Raw genomic sequence first — 23932 nt, forward strand, 5'->3', positions numbered from 1 at the left:
GACCGAAAAGGTACACGCCGCGATTCTGAGCAGAAGTAGCGTCGTGCCGGCGCAGCCCGCTCATCATCGCGGGACCTTGTGCGGCATCGATGCCGCAGTAAGAGCATCGAGGGACGGATTCACGGCGTGTCCCGCAACGGTGGGCAGGCAAGGGCCCTGCTGCCAAGCTACAGAGCTAGGCGCTCTACACCCGACATGGTGTCGTGGAAGTCGACAGGCAGGGGAGACCTCACCCTGGTGCTGCAATCGCACGGCATTGCCTGTTCGGCACCACGCCGGGTGGCATGGCCTGATGCACAAGCGCCAAGGGTCGGGCAGTGGATACAGCCAGCGGGGCGCCTGCCGAGGCACGCCCCGCTGTCGCACAGAAACGTCAGCGTCCGGATACGTCCACAGCGGCGCCATCCAGCCCCAGGTCCCAGGCCACGGTCGCGAACAGCAGTTCTTCTTCGCTGCAGCTGCGGCGCGGGTGCTGCATTGCCTGCACTTCCGCACGGGCGGCACGCTCCAGCCGTTCCAGCGCGGCCGGCATGCGCACGCTGCGCAGCGCGGGCCGGGCAGCGTCGCTTTGTGCGATGCGCTGGGCGTGTGCAGCTGCCAGCGCGGCTGATTCCAGCACGGCCGTGGGTGTATCGGTGGGCGGGGCAAGGAGCGTCATCAGCGGAATACCAGGTTGTTGCGGAACGACAAATCCCCGGAAGGCCGGGGAATGTCGGAAATCAGACAGTGCGTGGCATCGGTCTTAGAACAGCTCGACCGTACCGGCGCCCATGCCTTGCTGCGCCACCGGCTTGTGCGGCGGGCGTTCCCATTCCACACGCATGTCGCGCAGGCGGTTGGACACCTTGGCCAGCGCGGCGACCAGATCGCTGTCGTACACGCCGCCATTGCGATGCAGCAGTTCCTGCAGCGCCACCGCTTCGCGGTTGATCGCGGTGAGGCGATCGAGGTGGGTGTGGATACCGCTCAGCGTCTGCGTGGCGATGTCCTCGAACTGCAGAGCACGCACCGCTTCGGCCACGCTACCGTCGATGGAGCGCGCGCATTCGGAGATTTCGCGCATGCCGTCGCCCAGCGAGGCGTTGATCTGCGCGACGTTCTCCAGCATCGCCGCCGATTCGTGACGGGCTTCGCGGGAGCGATCCATGTGACGCGAGGCCAGCTGCGAGACCGTTTCCCGCACCTTGGCGATCGATTCCTTGGAGCTGTGCGCCAGCTTGCGGATCTGTTCGTTGAAGGTGGTGGAACGCTCGGACAGGTTGCGCACCTCGTCGGCGACCACCGCGAAGCCGCGACCGGCTTCACCGGCACGGGCTGCTTCGATGGCGGCATTCAAGGCCAGCAGGTTGGTCTGGTCGGCGATCGACTTGACGTCTTCCAGCAGCGCGAAGATGCCATCCAGGTGCTGGGCCATCTCGTCAATGTGGTGCACCGTGTTGGTACTCTGGCCGCTCACCTGTTCCAGCGCTTCCACCAACTGCTCCATGCGGGAGCTGGCGTGCTGGGCGAAGCGGGCGACGTCGACACCGGCGCTGCCGTCGTCACCGGCACGGTCGACGATGCGGGCCAATGCCTGGCTTTGCTGACGCGACTTGCGATTCATCGCTTCGAAGCTGCCACCAAGACCGGACACGGCCTGGCGGATCAGTTCGCGGGCACGCTCGACTTCCGAGCGTGATCCGTCGACTTCGTTGCTGACGAACGTACGCAGTTCGTTGAGCAGTTGGTCCTGCTCGCGCAGGATGCGGGTCTGGTCCGGATGACGCCGGAACTGGGAGTAGGTCACCCAGGCAGCGAAACCGAGCCAGCTGAGCGTCATGGTCGCCAGGATCGCCCAGCGCACCGAAGCGGGCCAGTCGAATCCGACAGCGAAGGGAAACAGCAAGGTCAGGGCCAAAGGGGCGGCCAGACGGATAAGTGGACGTGAATACATGGGCGTTCTCGGCAGAGTCACGGTTGCTGTATCGGCCGTCCCCCCTGCGTCTTTAGCGACGATCGCCACATCGTCTCGCCCGTTCAAGCTTCGTTGACACGCGCCAGCGACCGCCAGCGCGTGTAGCACACCGGAATCGCCAGTGATTTAGCGCAGCGCGCGGTCCACCGCCTCGATCATTGCGCGCTTGGCGAATAGGAAATCCCACAGGCTGCCGCCCATCTGCCGCCACAACACGGCCGAGCGGACCGCGGCCAGCAGCAGCGCGCGGATTTCCGCGACCACGCCGGCCTGGCCCAGGTAATGCGGATTGCCCTGCACCATGACCTTGGGGCGCAGGTGGCTGATGGTCTGCGCATACAGCCCGCCCAGCGAACTCAGCACATCCGGGTGGCCGCTGTCGCCCAGGCTGTGTGCCTGCCGTGCCGCCGCCTCGATACCATTGGAGACCGTGGCGACGGTGGCGGTGTCGCGCACGAAGCGGCGCTCCAGCTGCAGCACTGCCAGCGCCAGCCGCGGCAGGACCTCGTCCTGGCCCTGGTTGTGGAAATAGTTGTGCAGCACCCGCAGGCCCTGCGCCACATCCGCGGCCGAGCCGTACACGGCCTCCGGCGAGGACGCATCCACCCGGAACACGCTGTCCATGGCGGTACGCACCGTCGCAGCCTCCGAATGCCCGGTTTCGGCGATCCGCCGCACCTGTTGCAGGGCCTGGGCGACGCCGGCAAGCGCCAGCACGCGGTGATCCATGGAAGAACTCATCAAGCCACTACCTCAGGTGAAAAAGAAGATCCCGCCAGTTGGCGTTCCAGCGGCGCATCGGTGGCGGCGATGACCGCGCCGCCCAGGCATTCCTCGCCGTCGTACAGCACCAGCGACTGCCCGGGCGTCACCGCCCGCTGCGGCCGCTCGAAACGTACCTGCACGCTGCCATCGTCCTGCACTTCCACCGTGCACGGCTCGTCGGGCTGCCGGTAACGTGTCTGTGCGGTGCAGCCGAAGCTGCGCGCGGGCGGCGCCCCGGTGACCCAATGGGCCTGCTCGGACTGCAGCCAGCGCGATTGCAGCAGCGGGCTGTCGCGATCCTGGTCCACATACAGCACGTTGCTCGCCACATCCTTGCCGACCACGTACCACGGCGCGGCGGCACGCCCTCGCACGCCACCGATGTTCAGGCCTTCGCGCTGACCCAGGGTGAAATAGAACACCCCCGGATGCTCGGCGATGCGCTGCCCCTGGGGGTCGCGGATCTCGCCGCTGCGCGCGGGCAGGTAACGGCCCAGAAACTCGCGGAAATCGCGATCGCCGATGAAGCAGATGCCGGTGGAATCCTTCTTGGCATGGGTCGGCAGACCGGCGTCCTGGGCGACCCGGCGCAGCGTGCTTTTTTCCATATCGCCGATCGGAAACAGCGTCGCGGCCAGCTGGGTCTGGCCCAGCTGATGCAGGAAATAGCTCTGGTCCTTGCTGCGGTCGGCGCCGCGCAGCAGGCGCCAGTGCCCGCCGCTGTGCGCCACCCGCGCGTAGTGGCCAGTGGCGATGCGCTCGGCGCCCAGCGCCTGGGCCGCATCCAGAAAATGCTTGAACTTGACCTCGCGGTTGCACAGCACGTCCGGGTTCGGCGTGCGTCCGGCCGCGTATTCGGCCAGGAAGTGTTCGAACACGCCGCTCCAGTATTCGCCGGAAAAATCGCGGAAATGGAACGGGATGCCCAGCACCCCGCATACCGCCACCGCATCGCGGCGGTCGTCCTCGGCGCGGCAATCGCCGCTGCCGTCGTCGGCCCAGTTCTGCATGAACAGCCCGGCGATCGACTCACCCTGCTGGGCCAGCCGCCAGGCCGCCACCGACGAATCCACACCGCCGGAGACACCGACAACGATCCGCGGCGTACTCATGCGACGTGCCGCACCAAGGCCAAGGGATGGCGCTGGCCGGCCAGATAGTCGGCCACCACCTCCCACACCAGCGGGCTGCGCAGGCGCTCGCTCGCGCTGCGCAATTCGTCCGGCGTCATCCACAACGCGCGCACCACGCCGGTATCCAGGCTGCGCTCGGGATGGTGGGTCACGGCCTCGGCGACAAACGCAAACCGCAGGAAGCACTGGCCAGTCGGGGCGACCCACTGATAGGTGCCGATGAAATGGGTCAGGCGGACATCCCAGCCGGTCTCTTCCAGCGTCTCGCGCACCGCCGCATCGAGCAGGCTCTCGTCCGGTTCCAGATGCCCGGCAGGCTGGTTCAACAACAGCTTGCCGCCGATGGTCTCTTCCACCTGCAGGAAGCGCCCGTCGCGCACCACCACGGTGGCTACGGTGACATCCGGATGCCAGCGTTGGTCGGAAGCGCTCATCGCTGCGGGTCCTGCGTGATCGGGGCCGCGCTCGCGCTCGCGGCGAACCGTACGGTTTGAAGCCGGGTCAAGCGGCGCTGCGACCCGGCAAGGTGCACGGAGCTGGACAAGTCGGCAGTGAACGACGGCGCCAGCAACCGCGCGGTCAGGGAATCGGTCATCAAGGGCCAGCCATGGAATCGGAGACAAATTGTGCGGGGCGCGGCGTAAATCGTCCAATGCGTGCGGCGATGAACCGTATAATGCCCGGATGCCTCGTAAGACCTCACACGAACACGATCACGGCCTCACCGTCGAAGCCAGCAAGCCTGAAGTGGCGCCACCGCCGCGCTATCAGGTGCTTTTGCTGAACGACGACTACACCCCGATGGACTTCGTGGTGACGGTGCTGCAGCAGTTTTTCAACCTCGATCTGGAGCGGGCCACGCAGGTCATGCTGCATGTCCATACCCGTGGACGCGGCGTCTGCGGGGTCTACAGCCGCGAAGTCGCCGAGTCCAAGGTGGCGCAGGTCAACGAATTCTCGCGCATGAACCAGCACCCGCTGCTGTGCACGATGGAACAGACCTGAGGCGTCAATCTGATCATTCCAGCAGCGCAACACTGTGGCTGCAATCACATGCTAACGCCGTCTGAACATGCCTATCCGATAGGGTTGTGGTAAATCCCAACAAAAGCCGCATATTGTTGGCAACAGCCGTTCGGAGTTACCAATGTTCAGCAAAGACCTAGAGCAAACCATCGGCCAGTGCTACAAGCGAGCACGCGAGGCGCGTCATGAGTTCATGACCGTCGAGCACCTGCTGCTCTCGCTGCTGGACAACCCGTCCGCCCAGGCCGTCCTCAAGGCCTGCGGTGCCGATCAGGTGCGTTTGCACAACGATCTGGAGCAGGCGATCGAGGCCTCGGTCTCGCGCCTGGCCGAAGACGATGGCCGCGACACCCAGCCCACCCTGGGCTTCCAGCGTGTGCTGCAGCGTGCGGTCTATCACGTGCAATCCTCGGGCAAGAAGGAAGTCACCGGCGCCAACGTGCTGGTCGCGATCTTCGGTGAGAAGGATTCGCACGCGGTGTACTTCCTGAACCAGCAGGACATCACCCGTCTGGATATCGTCAATTACCTCTCCCACGGCATCGCCAAGCTGGGTGAAGACGGCGAGCAGCCGTCCGCTTCCGATGGCGAGCCCAAGAGCGAGGGCGGGGAGGGCGAGGCCAAAGGCGATGCGCTGGCCGAGTTCGCCACCAATCTCAACGAGCAGGCCCGCAACGGCAAGATCGACCCGTTGGTCGGCCGTGGCGACGAAATCGAGCGCACCATCCAGGTGCTGTGCCGCCGCCGCAAGAACAACCCGCTCTACGTGGGCGAGGCCGGCGTGGGCAAGACCGCGATCGCCGAAGGTCTGGCCAAGCGCATCGTCGACAACGACGTGCCGGAGGTACTGGCCGATGCAGTGATCTTCTCGCTGGACCTGGGCGCGCTGGTGGCCGGCACCAAGTACCGCGGCGACTTCGAAAAGCGCCTCAAGGGCGTGCTGGCGGCGCTGAAGAAGGTGCCCAACGCGGTGCTGTTCATCGACGAGATCCATACCATCATCGGTGCCGGGTCGGCGTCGGGTGGCACTATGGATGCGTCCAATCTGATCAAGCCGGCGCTGTCGTCGGGCGAGCTGCGCTGCATCGGCTCGACCACGTTCCAGGAATACCGCGGCATCTTCGAAAAGGACCGTGCACTGGCACGTCGCTTCCAGAAGATCGACATCGTCGAGCCGACCGTGGGCGAGACCTTCGAAATCCTGCAGGGCCTCAAGCCCAAGTACGAGGCGCATCACGGCGTGACCTATGCCGATGACGCGCTGCAGGCGGCCGTAGACCTGTCGGTCAAGCACATCGGCGACCGCCTGCTGCCGGACAAGGCGATCGATGTGATCGACGAGGCCGGTGCGCGTCAGCGTCTGCTGCCGGAAGGCAAGCGCAAGGAACTGATCGATATCGAGGAGATCGAGACCATCGTCGCCAAGATGGCGCGGATTCCGGCCAAGCAGGTCAGCGCGACCGACAAGGACGTGCTGCAGCATCTGGAGCGCAACCTGAAGATGGTGATCTTCGGGCAGAACCCGGCGATCGAGACGCTGGCCGGTTCGATCAAGCTGGCGCGCTCGGGCCTGGCCAATCCGGAAAAGCCGATCGGCAACTTCCTGTTTGCCGGCCCTACCGGCGTCGGCAAGACCGAGGTCACCAAGCAGCTTGCGCTGCAGCTGGGGATCGAACTGGTGCGCTTCGACATGTCCGAGTACATGGAAGCGCATTCGATCAGCCGCCTGATCGGTGCGCCTCCAGGTTATGTGGGCTTCGATCAAGGCGGTCTGTTGACCGAGAAAATCGTCAAGACGCCGCACTGCGTGCTGCTGCTGGACGAGGTGGAGAAGGCGCATCCGGACATCTTCAACATCCTGTTGCAGGTCATGGATCGCGGCATCCTGACCGACACCAACGGGCGCGAGGCGAACTTCAAGAACGTGATCCTGGTGATGACGACCAATGCCGGTGCCACCCAGGCGTCGCGGCGGTCGATCGGCTTCACCAAGCAGGATCACTCCACCGATGCGATGGAGTCGATCCGTCGCGGCTTCACGCCCGAGTTCCGCAACCGCCTGGATGCGATCGTGCAGTTCCAGCCACTGGGCTTCGACCACATCCTGCGGGTGGTGGACAAATTCATCATCGAGCTGGAAATGCTGTTGCAGGAAAAGCACGTCTCGCTGTCGGCCACCCCGACTGCGCGCGACTGGCTGGCCCAGCACGGCTTCGATCCATTGATGGGCGCGCGCCCGATGTCGCGCGTGATCCAGGAGAAGATCAAGCGTCCGCTGGCCGACGAACTGTTGTTCGGCAAGCTGGTGGAAGGCGGTCGGGTCAGTATCGACGTCAAGGATGGCGAACTGGTGGTGGAAGCGCACCCGGAACCGGAGCGTCTGCTGCCGGCAACGGTCGACTGATCGCCTTGCGGTCCTGAAACGCAAGAACCGCTCGAAAGAGCGGTTTTTTTATGCCCTCAGAGCTTGTGGCCCGAGTGAGGGGCGCGTAGAAGCCGAGCGGCTGTCGCGGCTCGCGAGGATCAACGACAGCGCGCTCCGGAGCTTGGGCGGGGTAGCGATCGAGGCGCAAGCGCCGGAGGCAAGGTGCAAGCGAAGACAGAAGCAAGCCGACACTGCCGAATCACCGCTGCCAACCCGATACGCAAATCTCAGGCACGACAAAAAGCGGCCATTGGCCGCCTCGCGTCTCACACCAGAACCGCTTACTTCATGCGGTAGGTAATACGACCCTTGGTCAGGTCGTAGGGAGTCATCTCAACTTTGACCCGGTCGCCGGTCAGGATGCGGATGTAGTTCTTGCGCATGCGGCCGGAGATGTGGGCGATGATTTCATGCCCGTTTTCCAGCTTGACCCGGAACGTGGTGTTGGGGAGCGTCTCGCTGACGCTGCCTTCGAATTCAATGGAGTCGTCTTTCGACATGTAATCCTGTGCAATCACGGCTGGCCCGGAAGGGCCGTAAGGGACGGCATTTTACGCCCCATCTCCCCGCGGTGCAAATTTTATGTTAAGCGGACTTCAGCGAGCGCGCTGGCAGGCCGCTCGCCGTAGCGCTCGGACCAACTGCCGGGTGCCGCCGCCTGGACGACCTGCAGCTGAACCTGCTGCAGGAACTCTGCACGTGGCAGGCGTTGCGCACCCAGGCGCATCAGGTGCGGATTCTCTACCTGCGCATCGAGCAACGGCCACCCGCGGGAGTGCAGGTGCGCGGCCAGCGCCGCCAGCGCCACCTTGGAGCCGCCGCTGTCGACACTGAACATGCTCTCGCCGAAGAACATCCGGCCGACCGCCACGCCGTAGATGCCGCCGACCAGGCGCGTGCCATCGAATACTTCCAGCGAATGCGCATGGCCCAGCCGATGCAGTTCGAGATAGGCCTGCTGCATCGGCGTGGTGATCCAGGTGCCATCCTGGCCGGCACGCGGAATCGACGCGCAGGCATCGATCACCTGCGCGAAGGCGGTATCGGCGCGCACGGTCCAGTGGCTGCTACGCAGCTGGCGACGGAAGCGCGAGGACAGGCGCACGCCATCGGTGCGAAACACCGTGCGTGGGTCCGGGCTCCACCACAGGATCGGCTGGCCTTCCGAGAACCACGGGAACACGCCACTGGCATAGGCGTTGAGCAGGCGCTGCGGCGACAGGTCGCCACCGATGGCGAGCAGGCCGTCCGGCTCGCGCAACGCGGACTCGGCCGGCGGAAACGGGGCGGCCGGATCGGCCGCCAGCAGGTAGGGAAGGGCGCGGGACATGCGCGCAGTGTAGAGCGTGTCGTACATGCTGCACCCAGGGCAACGACCATCGCCGGCGCGACGAACCGCGTGTGTGGTCGACACACTTTGCGGCATGCGCCCGCGAGCACCGCGGTGCCGGGCGCGTAGTTCGCACTCGCCAGACGAGTGTTCTCTAGGTGGATTTGGCTGCCTTGCTCCGACGTCCCCAATACGCCCGGCCGGCGATCAGCTGCGACTGTGCCCTGCGTTGCCGCCGCCGGGGTCAGTCGCGAAACGGGCTGTGCTCGGACAGCTCGCGTGCATGCCGTGCCACCGCCTGGCGCTCGTCGGCACACCATTGCGCCAGCGGCTCGCGGAAGCCGGGGTCGGCGATCCAGTGGCGGCTGCGGACCAGGGTCGGCAGAAAGCCGCGCGCGATCTTGTGCTCGCCTTGCGCGCCGGGCTCGAAGCGGGCCAGGCCCTCGCGCAGGCAGTATTCGATGCCCTGGTAGTAGCAGGTTTCAAAATGCAGCCCCGGAAGGGCTTCACCGCCCCAGTAACGCCCGTACAGGGTGTCGCGCCCGCGCAGACAGAGCGCGCCGGCGATCGGTTTCCCGTCCAGCTCGGCCAGAAACATCACCAGCTGGCGCGGCAGGTGCCGGGCCAGGTGATGCAGGAACTCCGGCGTCAGCGCAGGCGAGTTGCCGTATTCGTTGAAGGTCTTGAGATAGAAGCCGTACATCGCTTCCAGGTCGGCGTCGCTGGCTTCATCGCCATGCACCACGCGCAACTGCACGCCGGCTCGCTGCACCTTGGCGCGCTCCTGGCGGATGTTTTTGCGCCGTTTGTGGTCCATCGCCGCCAGGAAGCTTTCGAAATCGCTCCAGCCGCTGGCGTTGTGCCAGTGGTACTGCAGATCGTTGCGCTCCAGCCAGTCGGCGTCGAAGGCGCTGTCTTCGTCGGCCGGATGGAAGTTGACGTGCGCCGACGACAGCCCGCTGCGCTCCACCAGCGTGCGCATCGCCGCGAGCAACTGCGGGCGCCAGCGCGCTGCGCCCAGCAGGCGCGGTCCGGTCACCGGCGAGTAGGGCACCCCGCACAGCCACTTGGGGAAGTACTCCTGCCCGTAGCGCGCGTAGGCGTTCGCCCAGGCGTGGTCGAACACGAACTCGCCATGCGAGTTGTTCTTCAGGTATCCCGGTGCGGCGGCGACCAGCGTGTCGCCATCCCATAGCGTCAGGTGCAGCGGGTTCCAGCCCCAGTCCGGTCGCAGGCAGCCCTCCTGCTCCAGGCCTTCCAGGAACGCATAAGAAATGAATGGGTGCGCGCCGTCGTGCAGCGTGTCCCAGGCACCGGCCGGAAGCTCGTCCAGCCGGCGGCACCAGCGGGCCGTGACGCTCACGCGCACGGTCCGCTGGTTTCGGCACTGCCCGCACGGCGCGGCCGGCGGTCAGCAGCCACCTCAGGCGCTCTTGTCGAGGTAGCGCTCGGCATCCAGCGCAGCCATGCAGCCGAAGCCAGCCGAGGTGATCGCCTGGCGGTAGTGCTGGTCGGCGACGTCGCCGGCGGCGAACACACCGGCCACCGAGGTCTCGGTCGCCGCGCCGTTGAGGCCGGAGCGGATTTCCAGGTAGCCGTTGTTCATCGCCAGCTGGCCGTCGAACAATTGCGTGTTGGGGTGATGGCCGATGGCAACGAAGAAGCCGTGCGCGACGATCTCGCGGGTGCTGCCGTCGAGGGTGGACTTGACCCGCACGCCGGTGACGCCGGCATCGTTGCCCAGCACTTCATCGATGGCGTGGTGCCAGACGGTTTCGATCTTGCCGGCGGCGACCTTGGCGAACAGCTTGTCCTGCATGATCTTTTCGGCGCGCAGCGTGTCGCGGCGATGCACCAGGTAGACCTTGCGGGCGATGTTTGACAGGTACAGCGCTTCTTCGACTGCGGTATTGCCGCCGCCGACCACCACCACGTCCTGGTCCTTGTAGAAGAAGCCGTCGCAGGTGGCGCAGGCGGACACGCCGCGGCCCTTGAAGGCTTCCTCGCTGGGGATGCCCAGGTACTTGGCGGTGGCGCCGGTGGAGATGATCAGTGCGTCGCAGGTGTATTCGGCACCGTCGCCGGTCAGACGGAACGGGCGCTGCGACAGGTCGGCGGTGTGGATGTGGTCGAAGATCACCTCGGTCTCGAAGCGCTCGGCATGCGCCTGCATGCGGCTCATCAGGTCCGGGCCCATCAGGCCGTGGGGGTCGCCCGGCCAGTTGTCGACTTCGGTGGTGGTCATCAGCTGGCCGCCTTGCTGCAGGCCGGTGATCACCACTGGCTTGAGGTTGGCGCGGGCGGCGTAGACCGCGGCGGTCCAGCCGGCCGGGCCGGAGCCCAGGATCAGCAGACGGGAATGCTTGGCGGGACTGGCAGAAGAGGCGCTCATGTATACTCGCGATCTAGGAATTGGCAGGGCAGGCGGGTGAATTCGCGCCCCTGTGGCGGCATAGAGTGGCGGTCCCCACCCGGTGAATCAAGGCGGCGCGATGGAACTGCTTGAACCGCAGATGGCATGGTCCACCCAGTACGCGTAATCAACGCCGCCCCGTGCGGCGTTTTTTGTTGACCATCGCATGCCCGCGCAGGCGATGCGCATGCAACAGCTGAAACCGTGGCCTCAGTCGTTTATTATCAACCACTAACAGCATTTTTCTAAGGTCTGGCTACAGGTGGCAAAGCAGGTTCCCGAACGCAGCAAGCCCGCTGAGGGCAAGACGTCCTCGCGCAAGACAGCGGCGGCGGACAATCCGCGTCGGCAAAAGCTCTGGCGCGATCTGGCATTGATCGCGGTGGCGCCGCTGCTGCTGTATCTGCTGGCCAGCCTGTTCACCTATTCCAGCGCCGATCCCGGCTGGTCGCAGACCGGCAGCGTGGTCGCGCCGGTGCACAACATGGGCGGCCGCGTCGGCGCCTGGACGGCCGACGTGCTGCTGCAGCTGTTCGGTTATGTGGCCTTCCTGCTGCCGGTGGTGCTGGGCGCGGTGGCCTGGATCGCCTTATTCGGCATGGACAAGGAAGGGCAGGCCGAGGCCGACCTGGGGCCGGCATTGCGGCTGGTCGGCATGGTGGGTTTCCTGATCGCCTCGACCGGCTTCCTGCATCTGCGCCTGTTCAACGGCGACGTGGCCGCCGCTGGCGGGATCCTGGGGCGGTTGGTCAGCAATTCGCTGAGCGCCGGGTTCGGAGCCTTGGGCGCCAACCTGTTCGTGCTGGTGCTGCTGCTGGTGTCGATCACCCTGGCCACCGGCCTGTCGTGGTTTGCGGTGATGGAGCGCATCGGCACCTGGGTGCTGGCGCTGGGGCCGCTGATGCAGCGCAAGACCCACCAGGCCACCGAGTGGCAGCAGACCCGCGTGATGCGCGAAGAGCGCGAGGAAGTGCGCAAGGTCGATGCGGTCAAGCAGGCCAAGCGCGAGCCGGTCAAGATCGAGCCGCCGCCGGCACCGGTGGTGGAAAAGAGCGAGCGCGCCAAGCGCGATACCCAGATCCCGATGTTCCAGGGCGTGAGCACCGACGGCTCCGACCTGCCGCCGCTGGCCCTGCTGGACGACCCCAAGCCGCAGGCCAAGGGCTATTCGGAAGAGACGCTGGAGACGCTGTCGCGGCAGATCGAGTTCAAGCTCAAGGATTTCCGCATCGAGGCGCAGGTGGTCGGGGCCTATCCGGGTCCGGTGATCACCCGCTTCGAGATCGAGCCGGCACCGGGCATCAAGGTCAGCCAGATCAGCTCGCTGGACAAGGACATCGCGCGCGGGCTGTCGGTCAAGTCAGTGCGTGTGGTCGACGTGATCCCGGGCAAGTCGGTGATCGGCCTGGAGATCCCCAACGTCAGCCGCGAGATGATCTTCCTGTCCGAGCTGCTGCGCTCCAAGGAATACGACAAGTCGGCCAGCCCGCTGACCCTGGCCCTGGGCAAGGACATTGCCGGGCGCCCGACGGTGGCCGACCTGGCGCGCATGCCGCACTTGTTGGTGGCCGGTACCACCGGCTCGGGCAAGTCGGTGGCGGTCAATGCGATGGTGCTGAGCCTGCTGTTCAAGGCCTCGCACAAGGAACTGCGCATGCTGATGATCGACCCGAAGATGCTCGAATTGAGCGTCTATCAGGGCATCCCGCATCTGCTGGCGCCGGTGGTCACCGACATGAAGGAGGCCGCCAACGGCCTGCGTTGGTGCGTGGCCGAGATGGAGCGCCGCTACAAGCTGATGAGCGCGGTGGGCGTGCGCAACCTGGCCGGCTTCAACAAGAAGATCAAGGACGCCATCGACGCCGGCCAGCCGATGATGGACCCGCTGTTCAAGCCCAACCCCGAGCTGGGCGAGGCGCCGCGGCCGCTGGAGACGCTGCCGTTCATCGTGATCTTCATCGACGAATTCGCCGACATGATGATGATCGTCGGCAAGAAGGTCGAAGAGTTGATCGCGCGCCTGGCGCAGAAGGCGCGTGCGGCCGGCATCCATCTGATCCTGGCCACGCAGCGGCCGTCGGTGGACGTGATCACCGGCCTGATCAAGGCCAATATCCCGACCCGCGTGGCGTTCCAGGTCAGCTCCAAGATCGACTCGCGCACCATCCTGGATCAGTCCGGCGCCGAAGCGCTGCTGGGCAATGGCGACATGCTGTATCTGCCGCCCGGCACCGCGCTGCCGGACCGCGTGCATGGTGCCTTCGTCAGCGACGAGGAAGTGCATCGGGTGGTCGAGCATCTCAAGGCCAGCGGGCCGGTGTCTTATGTCGAAGGCGTGCTGGACGAGGTTCAGACCATGGGCGATGGCACCGTGGTCGGTGCGACCGGTTTGCCGGAAAGCAGCGGCGGTGGCGGCGACGAGTCAGACCCCTTGTACGACGAAGCCTTGCGCATCGTCACCGAAACCCGGCGTGCCTCGATCTCCGGCGTGCAGCGGCGCTTGAAGATCGGCTACAACCGCGCCGCACGCCTGATCGAAGCGATGGAGGCGGCCGGCGTGGTCAGCCCGCCCGAGCACAATGGCGACCGCACCGTGCTGGCACCGCCGCCGCCCAAGTAATCGGCGGCCGGCAACGCGGCGCGTATCGGCCTGGTCGACGCCGCGTTCCGTGCTGATGCGGAGTGTGTGCGCGCATGCACATGCGCATGGATGCGGCAATGTTGGAAGCCGGTGCCTGACGCTGCGGCGCACACCCGCTACCCTGTTGCCCGAGGGCCGCTCCGGCCCGCCGCGATCGAGACCCATGCTGCGTCGTTCCGTGTTGCTGCTCCTGCTGCTGATCTCACTGCCATTGCTGGCCCAGGCCGAGCAACAGGCTGCGCCTGCTGCCGCTGCGGCGCGCATGCAGGCCGACACCAACTACAGCTTCGTGCGCTATCGCGCCGACTACGAAGTGCGTGCCGATGCCAGCAGCGTGGAAACCGACGAGTACGAGATCCTGCTCAAGACCAAGTCGGCGGTGGAACAGTTCAGCCAGGTGCGGCTGAGCTATAGCGAGAAGATGGAAACCCTGGAGGTGCTGCAGGCCTACACCGTCACCGCCGAAGGACTGCGCCAGGACGTGGCGCCCGACAAGATCTACACCCAGGAAAGCTATTCCAGCGCGGCGGCGGCGATGTATGCCGACCGCAAGGTCAAGGTGGTGGTGTTCCCGAATCTGGCCCCGGGCGCGCGCATCGTCTATCGCGTGCGGCGTGCGCAGAACACCCCGTACTTCCCCGGCTACTTCAGTCTGTGGGAGACCTTCAGCGTGTTCGCGCAATACGACGATGCGGTGGTCACGCTGGTGGCGCCGAAGGCATTGCCGATGCATTTGTCGGTGCGCGGCTTGCAGGGCGGGACCAGGCCGGTGGTGCGTGGCGATCAGGCGCGCTGGGAGTGGCGCTATCAGCGCACCACGCCGATGAAGAACCAGAACTGGAGCGCGGCGACCTGGGAGTTCAGCCCCACCTTGATGGCCAGCACCTTCGACAGCTGGGCGCAGATGGGCCTGGCCTATCACGTCAAGGGTGGCCGCGCCGCCGCGGTGACGCCGGCGATCCAGTCGCTGGCCGACGAGGTGACCCGCGGCATCGACGCGCCGCGGGCGCAGGCCGCTGCGCTGTACGCGTGGGTGGCGCGCAATATCCGCTACGTGGCGGTATACCTGGGCAACGGCGGGCTGGAGCCCAACAGCGCCGACAGCATCCTGTCCAACCACTATGGCGACTGCAAGGACCACACCGTGATCCTGGAAGCCTTGCTGGCGGCCAAGGGCATCGCCAGCACACCGGTGCTGATCGGTGCCGAGGGCGGGCCGACGCTGCCGCCGATCCCGGTGCTCGGCCGCTTCAATCACGCCATCACCTACATCCCGGCGTTCGATCTGTATGTCGATTCGACCAATCCGTACGCGCGCTTCGGCCAGTTGCCGGCCGGCGACCTCGGGGCGCCGGTGGTGCATACGCTGGACGGCAAGGTCACGCATACCCCGCCCAACGACCGCAAGGTCAACCGCTACGTCGCGCGTACCGAGTACCGCTTTACCCCGCAGGGCGGGCTGCACGGCCTGACCACGCTCGACAGCGGACAGACCGGCGAGGTGGGGCTGCGTGCGATGTTCGTGCAGCTCAATGCGCAGAACCGCAATCGCATCGAGGAGTCGATCATTGCGCAGTCCGGCTTCGACGGCACCGGCGATCTGTTGATCCAGGGCGACCCGCTGGATCTGGATGCGCCGTTCAACTATCGCTACTCCTTCCAGGCCGAGGATGCGGTGGATTTTTCGGTGGTCGGCGGCATGACCTTGCCCGATATGCCCGGTGCCGAATCCACCCGAGGCATCTATACGACCACCTCGGCCGACGACAACCTGACCCCGTTCTACTGCAACGACAGCGTGCGCGAAGAAACCTATGTGGTGAGCTTCCCGGCGACGGTGCCGATCATCGCGATTCCGCGCAGCAGCCGCTTTCGCAACGCTGCTGGCGAGTACGCGGTCGAGTGGACGCGCCAGGGCCAGACGGTGACGGCGGTGCATCGCTTGCAACGCGCGGCAGTACGTGGGCCGCAGGCGCTGTGTCAGCCGCAGGATTACCGCGCGTTTCGCGAGCTCTACCAGCAGGTGCGGCGCGGCTTTCGCGGGCAGATCGTGTACGGCGATCTGTCCAGGGTACAGACGGCGCAGTGAGATGAATCCACTGGCGGCGGCCGCGATCTGAACGCCTTGTGCGATAGCGCTCGCCCATTCATCCAGGAAGTATCAGAATTCCCGCATTCCCTTTCTGGAACACCGCGATGCATCGCCAGCTCCGTTATGCCGTTCTCGCCAGCGCCCTGTTCGCCGGCACCGCGTTTGCCGGTGCGCGTCAGGAGCTGGACACGTTCACACGCGGCCTGAAAGGCCTGGACGGGCAGTTCAGTCAGCAGGTCTCCGATGCCAACGGCCGGGTCAAGGAACGCGCGAGCGGGCGGGTGGCATTGTCGGCGCCGCGCCAGTTCCGTTGGGAATACGCCAAGCCCTACAAGCAGCTGATCGTGGCCGACGGCAAGAAGGTGTGGGTGTTCGACCCGGACCTGGAGCAGGTGACCGTGCGTGCGCAGGGCAGCGAAGAACAGAACAGCCCACTGGTTGCATTGATCGACCCGGCGCGCCTGGACAAGCAATACGACGTCAGCGAAGAAGCGGCGCCGCGTGACGGACTGCAATGGCTGTCGCTGACGCCCAAGGTCGACACCGAAGCCAGTTTCCAGATGGCCTCGCTGGGGTTCGGCAAGGATGGCCTGGCCAGGATGGAAGTGGTGGATGCCGTCGGCCAGCGCACCGCGATCAGCTTCAGCGGCTGGAAGCGCAATCCGGCATTCGCGGCCGACACCTTCCGCTACACGCCGGGCAAGGGCGTGGACGTGGTCGGCGACGCGCATTAAGCCGTTGCTTGCAGGAGTCGTGCAGCCAACGGCCGTGTTCGCAGAAGGTCGTTGGCTGACGCGATACAATGCCGCGTGGCACGAACCAAGCTCCCCATCACTCCCGAAGCCGATCTGCTTAGCGTAGACGGCGAGCACCTGCGCCCGCTGGCCGAGCGCATGCGTCCACGCACCCTCGACGAGATGGTCGGGCAGAAGCGACTGCTCGCGCCCGACAGCGCATTGCGACGCGCGGTGGAATCCGGCCGCGTGCATTCGATGATCCTGTGGGGCCCGCCCGGTTGCGGCAAGACCACCCTGGCGCTGCTGCTGGCGCATTACGCCGACGCCGAGTTCAAGGCCATCTCGGCAGTGTTGTCGGGTTTGCCCGAGGTGCGCCAGGTGCTGGCCGAGGCTGCGCAGCGCTTTGCCGGCGGGCGCCGCACGGTGTTGTTCGTCGATGAAGTGCACCGCTTCAACAAGGCGCAGCAGGACGCGTTCCTGCCGCATATCGAGCGTGGCACGATCCTGTTCGTCGGTGCGACGACCGAAAATCCCTCGTTCGAACTGAATTCGGCATTGTTGTCGCGCTGCCGCGTGCACGTGCTGGAAGGCGTTTCGCCGCAGGACATCGTCGAGGCCTTGCAACGTGCGCTGCACGATCCGGAGCGTGGGCTGGGGCAGGAGAGCATCCAGGTCAGCGATGCCTCGCTGCTGGAAATTGCCAGCGCGGCCGACGGCGACGTGCGCCGTGCATTGACCCTGCTGGAGATCGCCGCGGAACTGGCAGGCGGTGAGGGTGGCGAGATCACTCCGCAGACGCTGCTGCAGGTGCTGGCCGACCGCACGCGTCGCTTCGACAAGAACGGCGAGCAGTTCTACGACCAGATTTCGGCGCTGCACAAATCGGTGCGCAGCTCCAACCCCGATGCCGCGCTGTACTGGCTCACGCGCATGCTCGACGGCGGCTGCGACCCGGCCTATCTGGCGCGGCGGCTGACCCGCATGGCGATCGAGGATATCGGCCTGGCCGATCCGCGCGCGCAGAGCATGGCGCTGGAAGCCTGGGATATCTACGAGCGTCTGGGCAGCCCGGAGGGCGAGCTGGCGTTCGCGCAACTGGTGCTGTATCTGGCCAGCACCGCCAAGTCCAATGCCGGCTATGCCGCCTTCAACCAGGCCAAGGCCGAGGTGCGCGCCACCGGCACGCAGGAGGTGCCGCTGCATCTGCGCAACGCGCCGACCAAGCTGATGAAGACGCTGGGCTACGGGCAGGACTATCAGTACGACCACGACGCCGAAGGCGGGATCGCGCTGGACCAGACCGGCTTTCCGGATGCGATGGGCGAGCGGGTCTATTACAACCCGGTGCCGCGCGGGCTGGAGATCAAGCTCAAGGAAAAGCTCGACCGCCTGCGCGCCGCGCGCGAACAGGCGCGGGCTGACAAGGGCGGCAAGCCCACGGCATAATCGGCCGCACAGGAGATGGCATTCCTCCTTGAACCGCACGCACCCTGCGCGCTGATGATGCCTGCCCACCCCCGCCGGGGCGGCAGGTCTGTGCCCCGGCATCTTTTCTTGCTCAGAAAACGGATGATGCCGACATGCACGACACCTTGTTGAAACCCCCTTCGGCCGCCTGCGGAGTGCGCGCATGAACGCACCGGTGTGGTGGCAGCAATTGCTGCTGGCGATGACCGGCGGTGCGCTGGGCTCCGGCCTGCGCTTTGCCATCGGTGCCTCGTTGCTGCAGCGCTTCGGTAACGGATTTCCGTGGGGCACGCTGACGGTGAATCTGCTCGGCTCGTTCGTCGCCGGTGTGCTGCTGGTCTGGCTGGATGCGCGCGGCCCGGCGAGCTGGCCGTTGCGGGCCTTGCTGATCGTCGGCGTGATCGGCGGGCTGACCACGTTCTCGTCGTTGATGATGGAATGCCTGGTGTTCGCACGCACGGATCGGTCTGCGATGATCGGCGTGTATCTGGCCATCACGCTGGTGGCCGGACTGGCGCTGGTGTTTGCCGGTGCGCGTGCCGGTCAGTGGCTGGTGGCGCGTTAGGCGCAGCTCTGCCGTGTAATCTCGGCAGTGAAGCCAAGGCCGGGATGCGGCGACGTTGCGAGCGTAGATACACGCCGACGATTGAATGGCTGGCATGTGTTGGCGCCGCCGGGCAACGGTCAACGTGCCATCAGGAGCCATGCTCGGACGCGACGCCTGGCCGCGTGCCTGTCGGGCGCGCCGACGGATGCTTGGTGTCGCTGGCATTCGCTGGCGACCGTTTGCACTGGCGCATAAAAAAGGCGTGCTCGCGCACGCCCTGATTGACTGACAGCCTGGTCGGCGTTGCGGGATCGGCCCGACGGCCGATCCCGCAATGCATGACTTACAGCGCTTCGATGATGCCCGCCGCGCCCATGCCGGTGCCGATGCACATGGTGACCATGCCGTACTTCTGCTGACGACGGCGCAGGCCGTGTACCAGGGTGGCGGCACGGATCGCACCGGTTGCGCCCAGCGGGTGGCCCAGGGCGATGGCGCCGCCGAGCGGGTTGACCTTGGACGGATCCAGCTCGCTGTCGCGGATCACCGCCAACGCCTGTGCGGCGAAGGCTTCGTTGAGCTCGATCCAGTCGATCTGGTCCTTGGTCAGGCCGGCCTGCTTGAGCGCCTTGGGAATCGCCGCGATCGGGCCGATCCCCATCACCTCCGGACGCACGCCGGCCACCGAGAAGCTGACAAAGCGCGCCAGCGGGGTCAGCCCGTAATCCTTGATCGCCTGCTCGGAGGCCAGCAGCACTGCACCGGCGCCGTCGCTCATCTGCGAGGAGTTGCCGGCGGTGACGCTGCCGCCGAACTGGCCGTTGCGGAACACCGGACGCAGCTTGGCCAGGCCTTCGAGCGAGCTGTCGGGGCGCGGGCCTTCATCGGTGTCGACCAGCCGCTTGCGCAGCGCGATGACGTTGCCGGCCAGGTCGGGCTGGTGCGAGAGGATTTCGTAGGGAGTGATCTCGTCGCGGAATTCGCCGGCGGCAATGGCGGCAATCGCCTTCTGGTGCGAAGCGAGCGCGAATGCATCCTGATCCTCGCGCGAGACCTTCCATTCCTCGGCCACTTTCTCGGCGGTGATGCCCATGCCGTAGGCGATCGCGACGTGGTCGTCGGCAAAGACGTTCGGCGACATGGCGACCTTGTTGCCCATCATCGGCACCATCGACATCGACTCGGTACCGCCGGCCAGCATCAGGTCGGCATTGCCCAGACGGATCTGGTCGGCGGCCATCGCCACGGCCTGGATGCCGGACGAACAGAAACGATTGATGGTCTGGCCGGCCACGCTGTTGGGCAGGCCGGCGAGCAGCACGCCGATGCGCGCCACGTTCATGCCTTGCTCGCCCTCGGGCATCGCGCAGCCGATGATGGCATCGTCGATCCGCGACAGATCGATGCCCGGCGCCTGCGCCACCACCGCACGCAGCACGTGCGCCAGCATGTCGTCGGGACGGGTATTGCGGAACACGCCCTTCGGCGCCTTGCCGACCGGCGTACGGGTGGCGGCGACGATGTAGGCTTCTTGAATCTGCTTGCTCATGGCTATCTCCGATAGCCGGGATTGGGGAGTCGGGATTGGGGATTCGCAACTGCGGATCCTGATTCCTGAATGGTCCTGCCCGGCGGATGAATTTGGTGGAAGCGAGAATGTTGGAGGGCAGGGGAGCCGCTGTTACGAATCCCCAATCCCGAATCCCGAATCTCAGTTCCTCAACGGCTTACCCGTCTTGAGCATGTGCCCAATCCGCGCCTGGGTCTTTTCCTGCTGGGCCAGTTCGACGAAGTGCTTGCGCTCCAGCTTGAGCAGCCATTCCTCGTCGACCAGTGCGCCGCGATCGACTTCACCGCCACACATCACCGTGGCGATGCGGGTGGCGATTTCATAGTCGTAGTCGCTGATGAAGCGGCCCTCCAGCATGTTGACCAGCAGCATCTTGAAGGTGGCGATGCCGACGTCGCCGGCGACCTGGATGCGGCGTGCCGGCAGCGGGGCGCGGTAGCCGCCTTCAGCCAATGCGCGCGCTTCGGCCTTGGCGATGTGCAGCGCCTCGAAGCTGTTGAACACCACCTTGTCGGTGGCGCGCAGCAGGCCCAGCTCCTTGGCATTGACCGCCGAATTGGAGACCTTGGCCATCGCGATGGTTTCGAAGGTCTTCTTCAGCTCGGCGAACACATCGCCGCCCGGACCTGCGGCCTGCGAGGCGCGCACGGCGATTTCCTTCAGGCCACCGCCGGCCGGCAGCAGGCCGACGCCAGCTTCGACCAGGCCGATGTAGCTTTCCAGCGAGGCCACGGTCTTGGCGCTGTGCATCTGGAACTCGCAGCCGCCGCCCAGCGCCAGCCCGCGCACGGCCGAAATCACCGGCACCTGCGCGTACTTGATGCGCTGGCTGGTGGCCTGGAAGTTGGCGACCAGCGCTTCGAATGCATCGACCTTGCCGGCCTGCAGCAGACCCAGCGCGCCGGCCAGATCGGCGCCGGCGGAGAAGGGCTCCTTCTGCTGCCAGATCACCAGCCCGGCGAAGTCCTTCTCGGCGCGGCCGACGACCTCCTGCAGGCCATTGAGCACGTGATCGGAGACGGTGTTCATCTTGGTCTTGAAGCTGACCACGGCGATGTCGTCGCCGTCATGCCACATGCGTACGCCGTCGTTTTCGAACACCGTCTCGCCCGGCGAGAACTGCTCGCCCAGCAGCGGATCGGGGAAGCGCTGGCGCTTGTACACCGGCAGTGCCGAGCGCGGCAGCTTGGCATCGCGCGCCGGGCTGTACGAGCCTTCGGCCGCATGCACGCCGTCGCGGCCGTCGAACACCCAGTTCGGCAGTGGCGCGCTGCTCATGCTCTTGCCGTTGGAGATGTCTTCGGCAATCCACTGCGCTACCTGCTTCCAGCCGGCGGCCTGCCAGGTCTCGAACGGGCCGAGCGACCAGCCGTAGCCCCAGCGGATCGCCAGATCCACGTCGCGCGCGGTCTCGGCGATATCGGCCAGATGGTAGGCGCTGTAGTGGAACAGGTCGCGAAAGGTAGCCCACAGGAACTGCGCCTGCGGGTGCTGGCTCTCGCGCAGTTTGGCGAACTTCTCGGCCGGGTTCTTGATCTTGAGGATCTCGACCACTTCCGGCGCCGCGCTGCGATCGGCGGTTCTGTAATCCTGCTTCTCCAGGTCCAGCACCACGATGTCCTTGCCGACCTTGCGGAAGATGCCGGCACCGACCTTCTGGCCGAGCGCGCCCTTGCCGATCAGCGCCTCCAGCCACTTGGGCGACTTGAAGTACTGGTGCCACGGATCGTCGGGCAGGGTGTCGCCCATGGTCTTGATCACGTGCGCCATGGTGTCCAGGCCGACCACGTCCGAGGTGCGGTAGGTCGCCGACTTCGGGCGCCCGACCAGCGGGCCGGTCAGCGCATCGACTTCATCGAAGCCCAGCCCGAACTCGGCGGTGTGGTGGATGGTGGACAGGATCGAGAACACGCCGATGCGGTTGCCGATGAAGTTCGGGGTGTCCTTCGCGTACACCACGCCCTTGCCCAGCGTGGTGACCAGGAAGCTTTCCAGTCCTTCCAGTACGGCCTTGTCGGTGCCCTTGGCGGGAATCAGTTCGGCCAGGTGCATGTAGCGCGGCGGATTGAAGAAATGCACGCCGCAGAAGCGGTGGCGCAACTGCTCGGGCAGCACGTCGGAGAGCTTGTTGATGCCCAGGCCCGAGGTATTGGAGGCCAGCACGGCGTGATCGGCCACGAACGGGGCGATTTTCTTGTACAGGTCCTGCTTCCAGTCCATGCGCTCGGCGATCGCTTCGATGATCAGGTCGCAATCGCGCAGCTGCTCCAGGCCGCTTTCATAGTTGGCCGGCGTGATCGCCTCGGCCAGGGCCTTGCTGGCGAGCGGGGCAGGGCTGAGCTTGCCGAGGTTGGCGATGGCCTTGAGCACGATGCCGTCGGCAGGACCTTCCTTGGCAGGCAGGTCGAACAGCACGGTGTCGACACCGGCATTGGTGAGGTGCGCGGCGATCTGCGCGCCCATGACGCCGGCACCGAGCACGGCAGCACGACGGACTAGCAACGGATTGGACATAGCGATGAGCCTTTGGTGTGAGCGACTACGGTGTGGAATGGGTACGGAAACCGGGTTCCGCAAAACGAATCAGTTCGCGCGCGGCGCGCGCGCGGTGGTCGGCCTCGCTGACCCCGGCCGGGCGCTTGATCAGTCCGAAATCGGCCATCGCATAGGTGAGCGCACCGGCCAGGAAATCCAGGCGCCAGTACAGCTCTTCCTTGCTCAGGCCCGGCACGCAGGCAGCGATGGCCTTGCCGAACTCTCGCAGCACATGCCCGTAGTGATCGGACAGGAACTTGCGCAGGTTGTCGTTCTTTTCGGCGTAGGCGCGCGCAATTACCCGCACGAACGCGCCGCCGCTCTGGCGGTCCTGCGCCATTGCCAGCGCCGGCTCGACGAAGGCCGCCAGCACCGCGGTGAGCTCGCCCGGCTGTGACTTCCTGGCCGCCTCCAGTTGCTGCAGGCGCGCGGCGGTCATCTCGTCCATGCGGCGACGGAACACCTCGTTGACCAGGTTTTCCTTGGAACCGAAGTGGTAATTGACCGCCGCGATATTGACGTCGGCCTGGGTGGTCAGCTGGCGCAGCGAGGTTCCGGCGAAGCCATGCTGGGCGAACAGCTCCTCGGCCGCGCCGAGGATGCGGTCCTTGGTGGAGAAGTGGGCGGGCTTGGGCATGCGCGGGGCGGAACTCAATCAAACGATTGTTTGAGTCTACGGGCTGGACGCTGCAACGGTCATGCGGCAACGCAGCACGATTCAGGGGGCGGTGTGCAAATGCAGCGACGAAGGGATAGAATTGACCATCGCAAAGAAGCCTAAGCCCGCGTTTTGACGCGGGTTTTTTTCATGATAACCTCGGGCCTTCAGTGGCCCGCCCAACGGAGATCCTCCCATGGCGCTGGAGCGCACCCTGTCCATCATCAAGCCCGACGCCGTTGCCAAGAACGTCATCGGCGAAATCTACAGCCGTTTCGAGAAGGCCGGCCTGAAGATCGTGGCGTCCAAGTACAAGCAGCTGTCGCGTCGCGAAGCCGAAGGCTTCTATGCCGTGCACCGCGAGCGTCCGTTCTTCAACGCGCTGGTCGAGTTCATGATCTCCGGCCCGGTGATGATCCAGGCGCTGGAAGGCGAGAACGCCGTTGCCGCACACCGTGACCTGCTGGGCGCGACCAATCCCAAGGACGCTGCGCCGGGCACCATCCGCGCCGACTTCGCCGACTCGATCGATGCCAATGCCGCCCACGGCTCGGATTCGGTCGAGAACGCTGCCAACGAAGTCGCGTATTTCTTTGCCGCCACCGAAGTGGTCTCGCGCTGAGGCCGAGAGAGTCGAAT

Annotated in this window: 21 protein-coding genes and 1 riboswitch; of the genes, 8 read left to right on the forward strand and 13 right to left on the reverse strand. The window is 65.7% G+C overall.

The genetic code is table 11. From position 1 onward, the window contains the following. Window positions 1-373 precede the first annotated feature (373 nt). The 6 genes from GGR73_RS05100 to GGR73_RS05125 all read right to left on the reverse strand — a co-directional run bounded on the left by GGR73_RS05100 (window position 374) and on the right by GGR73_RS05125 (window position 4447). Window positions 374-658 carry a hypothetical protein gene (locus GGR73_RS05100; protein ID WP_104553478.1) on the reverse strand — a complete coding sequence of 95 codons (285 nt, stop codon included), beginning with the start codon at window positions 656-658 and terminating at the stop codon, window positions 374-376. An 84-nt stretch (window positions 659-742) separates the two neighbouring features. Beyond that, a complete protein-coding gene (locus GGR73_RS05105) occupies window positions 743-2020 on the reverse strand; it encodes a methyl-accepting chemotaxis protein (RefSeq protein ID WP_184455874.1) in 1278 nt (425 codons plus the stop codon). Between the two features lie 60 nt (window positions 2021-2080). Next, the gene (hflD, locus tag GGR73_RS05110; RefSeq protein WP_046342701.1) at window positions 2081-2695 is read right to left on the reverse strand and encodes a high frequency lysogenization protein HflD; all 615 of its coding nucleotides are present in this window, start codon (window positions 2693-2695) and stop codon (window positions 2081-2083) included. Then, window positions 2695-3831, reverse strand: coding sequence for a tRNA 2-thiouridine(34) synthase MnmA (gene mnmA, locus GGR73_RS05115; RefSeq protein WP_184455876.1), 1137 nt, complete (start codon window positions 3829-3831; stop codon window positions 2695-2697). Before mnmA ends, hflD begins: the two co-directional genes overlap by 1 nt. Then, a complete protein-coding gene (locus tag GGR73_RS05120) occupies window positions 3828-4286 on the reverse strand; it encodes an NUDIX hydrolase (protein WP_024940110.1) in 459 nt (152 codons plus the stop codon). Before GGR73_RS05120 ends, mnmA begins: the two co-directional genes overlap by 4 nt. Then, window positions 4283-4447 carry a hypothetical protein gene (locus GGR73_RS05125; RefSeq protein ID WP_016901747.1) on the reverse strand — a complete coding sequence of 55 codons (165 nt, stop codon included), beginning with the start codon at window positions 4445-4447 and terminating at the stop codon, window positions 4283-4285. Before GGR73_RS05125 ends, GGR73_RS05120 begins: the two co-directional genes overlap by 4 nt. A gap of 89 nt (window positions 4448-4536) precedes the next feature. Here GGR73_RS05125 and clpS point away from each other — a divergent pair, with 89 nt between their 5' ends. Continuing rightward, window positions 4537-4857, forward strand: coding sequence for an ATP-dependent Clp protease adapter ClpS (gene clpS, locus GGR73_RS05130; RefSeq protein WP_016901748.1), 321 nt, complete (start codon window positions 4537-4539; stop codon window positions 4855-4857). A gap of 142 nt (window positions 4858-4999) precedes the next feature. Then, window positions 5000-7282, forward strand: coding sequence for an ATP-dependent Clp protease ATP-binding subunit ClpA (clpA, locus tag GGR73_RS05135; RefSeq protein ID WP_039527343.1), 2283 nt, complete (start codon window positions 5000-5002; stop codon window positions 7280-7282). A 302-nt stretch (window positions 7283-7584) separates the two neighbouring features. Here the strand turns inward: clpA and infA are convergent, their stop codons facing one another. The 4 genes from infA to trxB all read right to left on the reverse strand — a co-directional run bounded on the left by infA (window position 7585) and on the right by trxB (window position 11025). Next, entirely contained in the window at window positions 7585-7803 is a 219-nt protein-coding gene (gene infA, locus GGR73_RS05140; protein ID WP_002813418.1) for a translation initiation factor IF-1, read from the reverse strand. An 80-nt stretch (window positions 7804-7883) separates the two neighbouring features. Then, complete coding sequence (aat, locus tag GGR73_RS05145) at window positions 7884-8633, reverse strand: leucyl/phenylalanyl-tRNA--protein transferase (RefSeq protein WP_184455894.1); 750 nt, start codon at window positions 8631-8633, stop codon at window positions 7884-7886. Between the two features lie 244 nt (window positions 8634-8877). Then, on the reverse strand, window positions 8878-9996 hold the full coding sequence (locus tag GGR73_RS05150; protein WP_184455896.1) for a GNAT family N-acetyltransferase: 1119 nt from the start codon (window positions 9994-9996) through the stop codon (window positions 8878-8880). Window positions 9997-10056: 60 nt separating this feature from the next. Then, complete coding sequence (gene trxB, locus GGR73_RS05155; protein WP_016901755.1) at window positions 10057-11025, reverse strand: thioredoxin-disulfide reductase; 969 nt, start codon at window positions 11023-11025, stop codon at window positions 10057-10059. 283 nt (window positions 11026-11308) lie between these two features. Here trxB and GGR73_RS05160 point away from each other — a divergent pair, with 283 nt between their 5' ends. The 5 genes from GGR73_RS05160 (at window position 11309) to crcB (ending at window position 18548) form a co-directional block, all read left to right on the forward strand. Then, complete coding sequence (locus GGR73_RS05160; protein ID WP_065031398.1) at window positions 11309-13666, forward strand: DNA translocase FtsK; 2358 nt, start codon at window positions 11309-11311, stop codon at window positions 13664-13666. 184 nt (window positions 13667-13850) lie between these two features. Continuing rightward, entirely contained in the window at window positions 13851-15776 is a 1926-nt protein-coding gene (locus GGR73_RS05165; protein ID WP_184455898.1) for a DUF3857 and transglutaminase domain-containing protein, read from the forward strand. 107 nt (window positions 15777-15883) lie between these two features. After that, window positions 15884-16513: an outer membrane lipoprotein chaperone LolA gene (gene lolA, locus GGR73_RS05170; protein ID WP_184455899.1), complete on the forward strand. Its 630-nt coding sequence runs from the start codon at window positions 15884-15886 to the stop codon at window positions 16511-16513. 159 nt (window positions 16514-16672) lie between these two features. Next, window positions 16673-17962 (forward strand): replication-associated recombination protein A, encoded by a 1290-nt coding sequence (locus GGR73_RS05175; RefSeq protein WP_230582134.1) that lies wholly within the window; start codon window positions 16673-16675, stop codon window positions 17960-17962. A gap of 2 nt (window positions 17963-17964) precedes the next feature. Beyond that, window positions 17965-18033, forward strand: a riboswitch (Fluoride riboswitch). Between the two features lie 113 nt (window positions 18034-18146). Continuing rightward, window positions 18147-18548 (forward strand): fluoride efflux transporter CrcB, encoded by a 402-nt coding sequence (gene crcB / locus GGR73_RS05180; RefSeq protein ID WP_065031396.1) that lies wholly within the window; start codon window positions 18147-18149, stop codon window positions 18546-18548. A gap of 325 nt (window positions 18549-18873) precedes the next feature. On the opposite strand, the gene GGR73_RS05185 is transcribed toward crcB, so the two are convergent. The 3 genes from GGR73_RS05185 to GGR73_RS05195 all read right to left on the reverse strand — a co-directional run bounded on the left by GGR73_RS05185 (window position 18874) and on the right by GGR73_RS05195 (window position 23272). Further along, window positions 18874-20079, reverse strand: a complete 1206-nt coding sequence (locus GGR73_RS05185; protein ID WP_024940117.1) for an acetyl-CoA C-acyltransferase — start codon at window positions 20077-20079, stop codon at window positions 18874-18876. A gap of 162 nt (window positions 20080-20241) precedes the next feature. Continuing rightward, window positions 20242-22614, reverse strand: coding sequence for a 3-hydroxyacyl-CoA dehydrogenase/enoyl-CoA hydratase family protein (locus tag GGR73_RS05190; protein WP_024940118.1), 2373 nt, complete (start codon window positions 22612-22614; stop codon window positions 20242-20244). A 25-nt stretch (window positions 22615-22639) separates the two neighbouring features. Next, a complete protein-coding gene (locus GGR73_RS05195) occupies window positions 22640-23272 on the reverse strand; it encodes a TetR/AcrR family transcriptional regulator (protein WP_024940119.1) in 633 nt (210 codons plus the stop codon). A gap of 217 nt (window positions 23273-23489) precedes the next feature. Here GGR73_RS05195 and ndk point away from each other — a divergent pair, with 217 nt between their 5' ends. After that, entirely contained in the window at window positions 23490-23915 is a 426-nt protein-coding gene (gene ndk / locus GGR73_RS05200) for a nucleoside-diphosphate kinase (protein ID WP_024940120.1), read from the forward strand. The last annotated feature ends 17 nt before the right edge of the window (window positions 23916-23932 follow it).

This window comes from Xanthomonas sp. F14, from assembly GCF_014199865.1.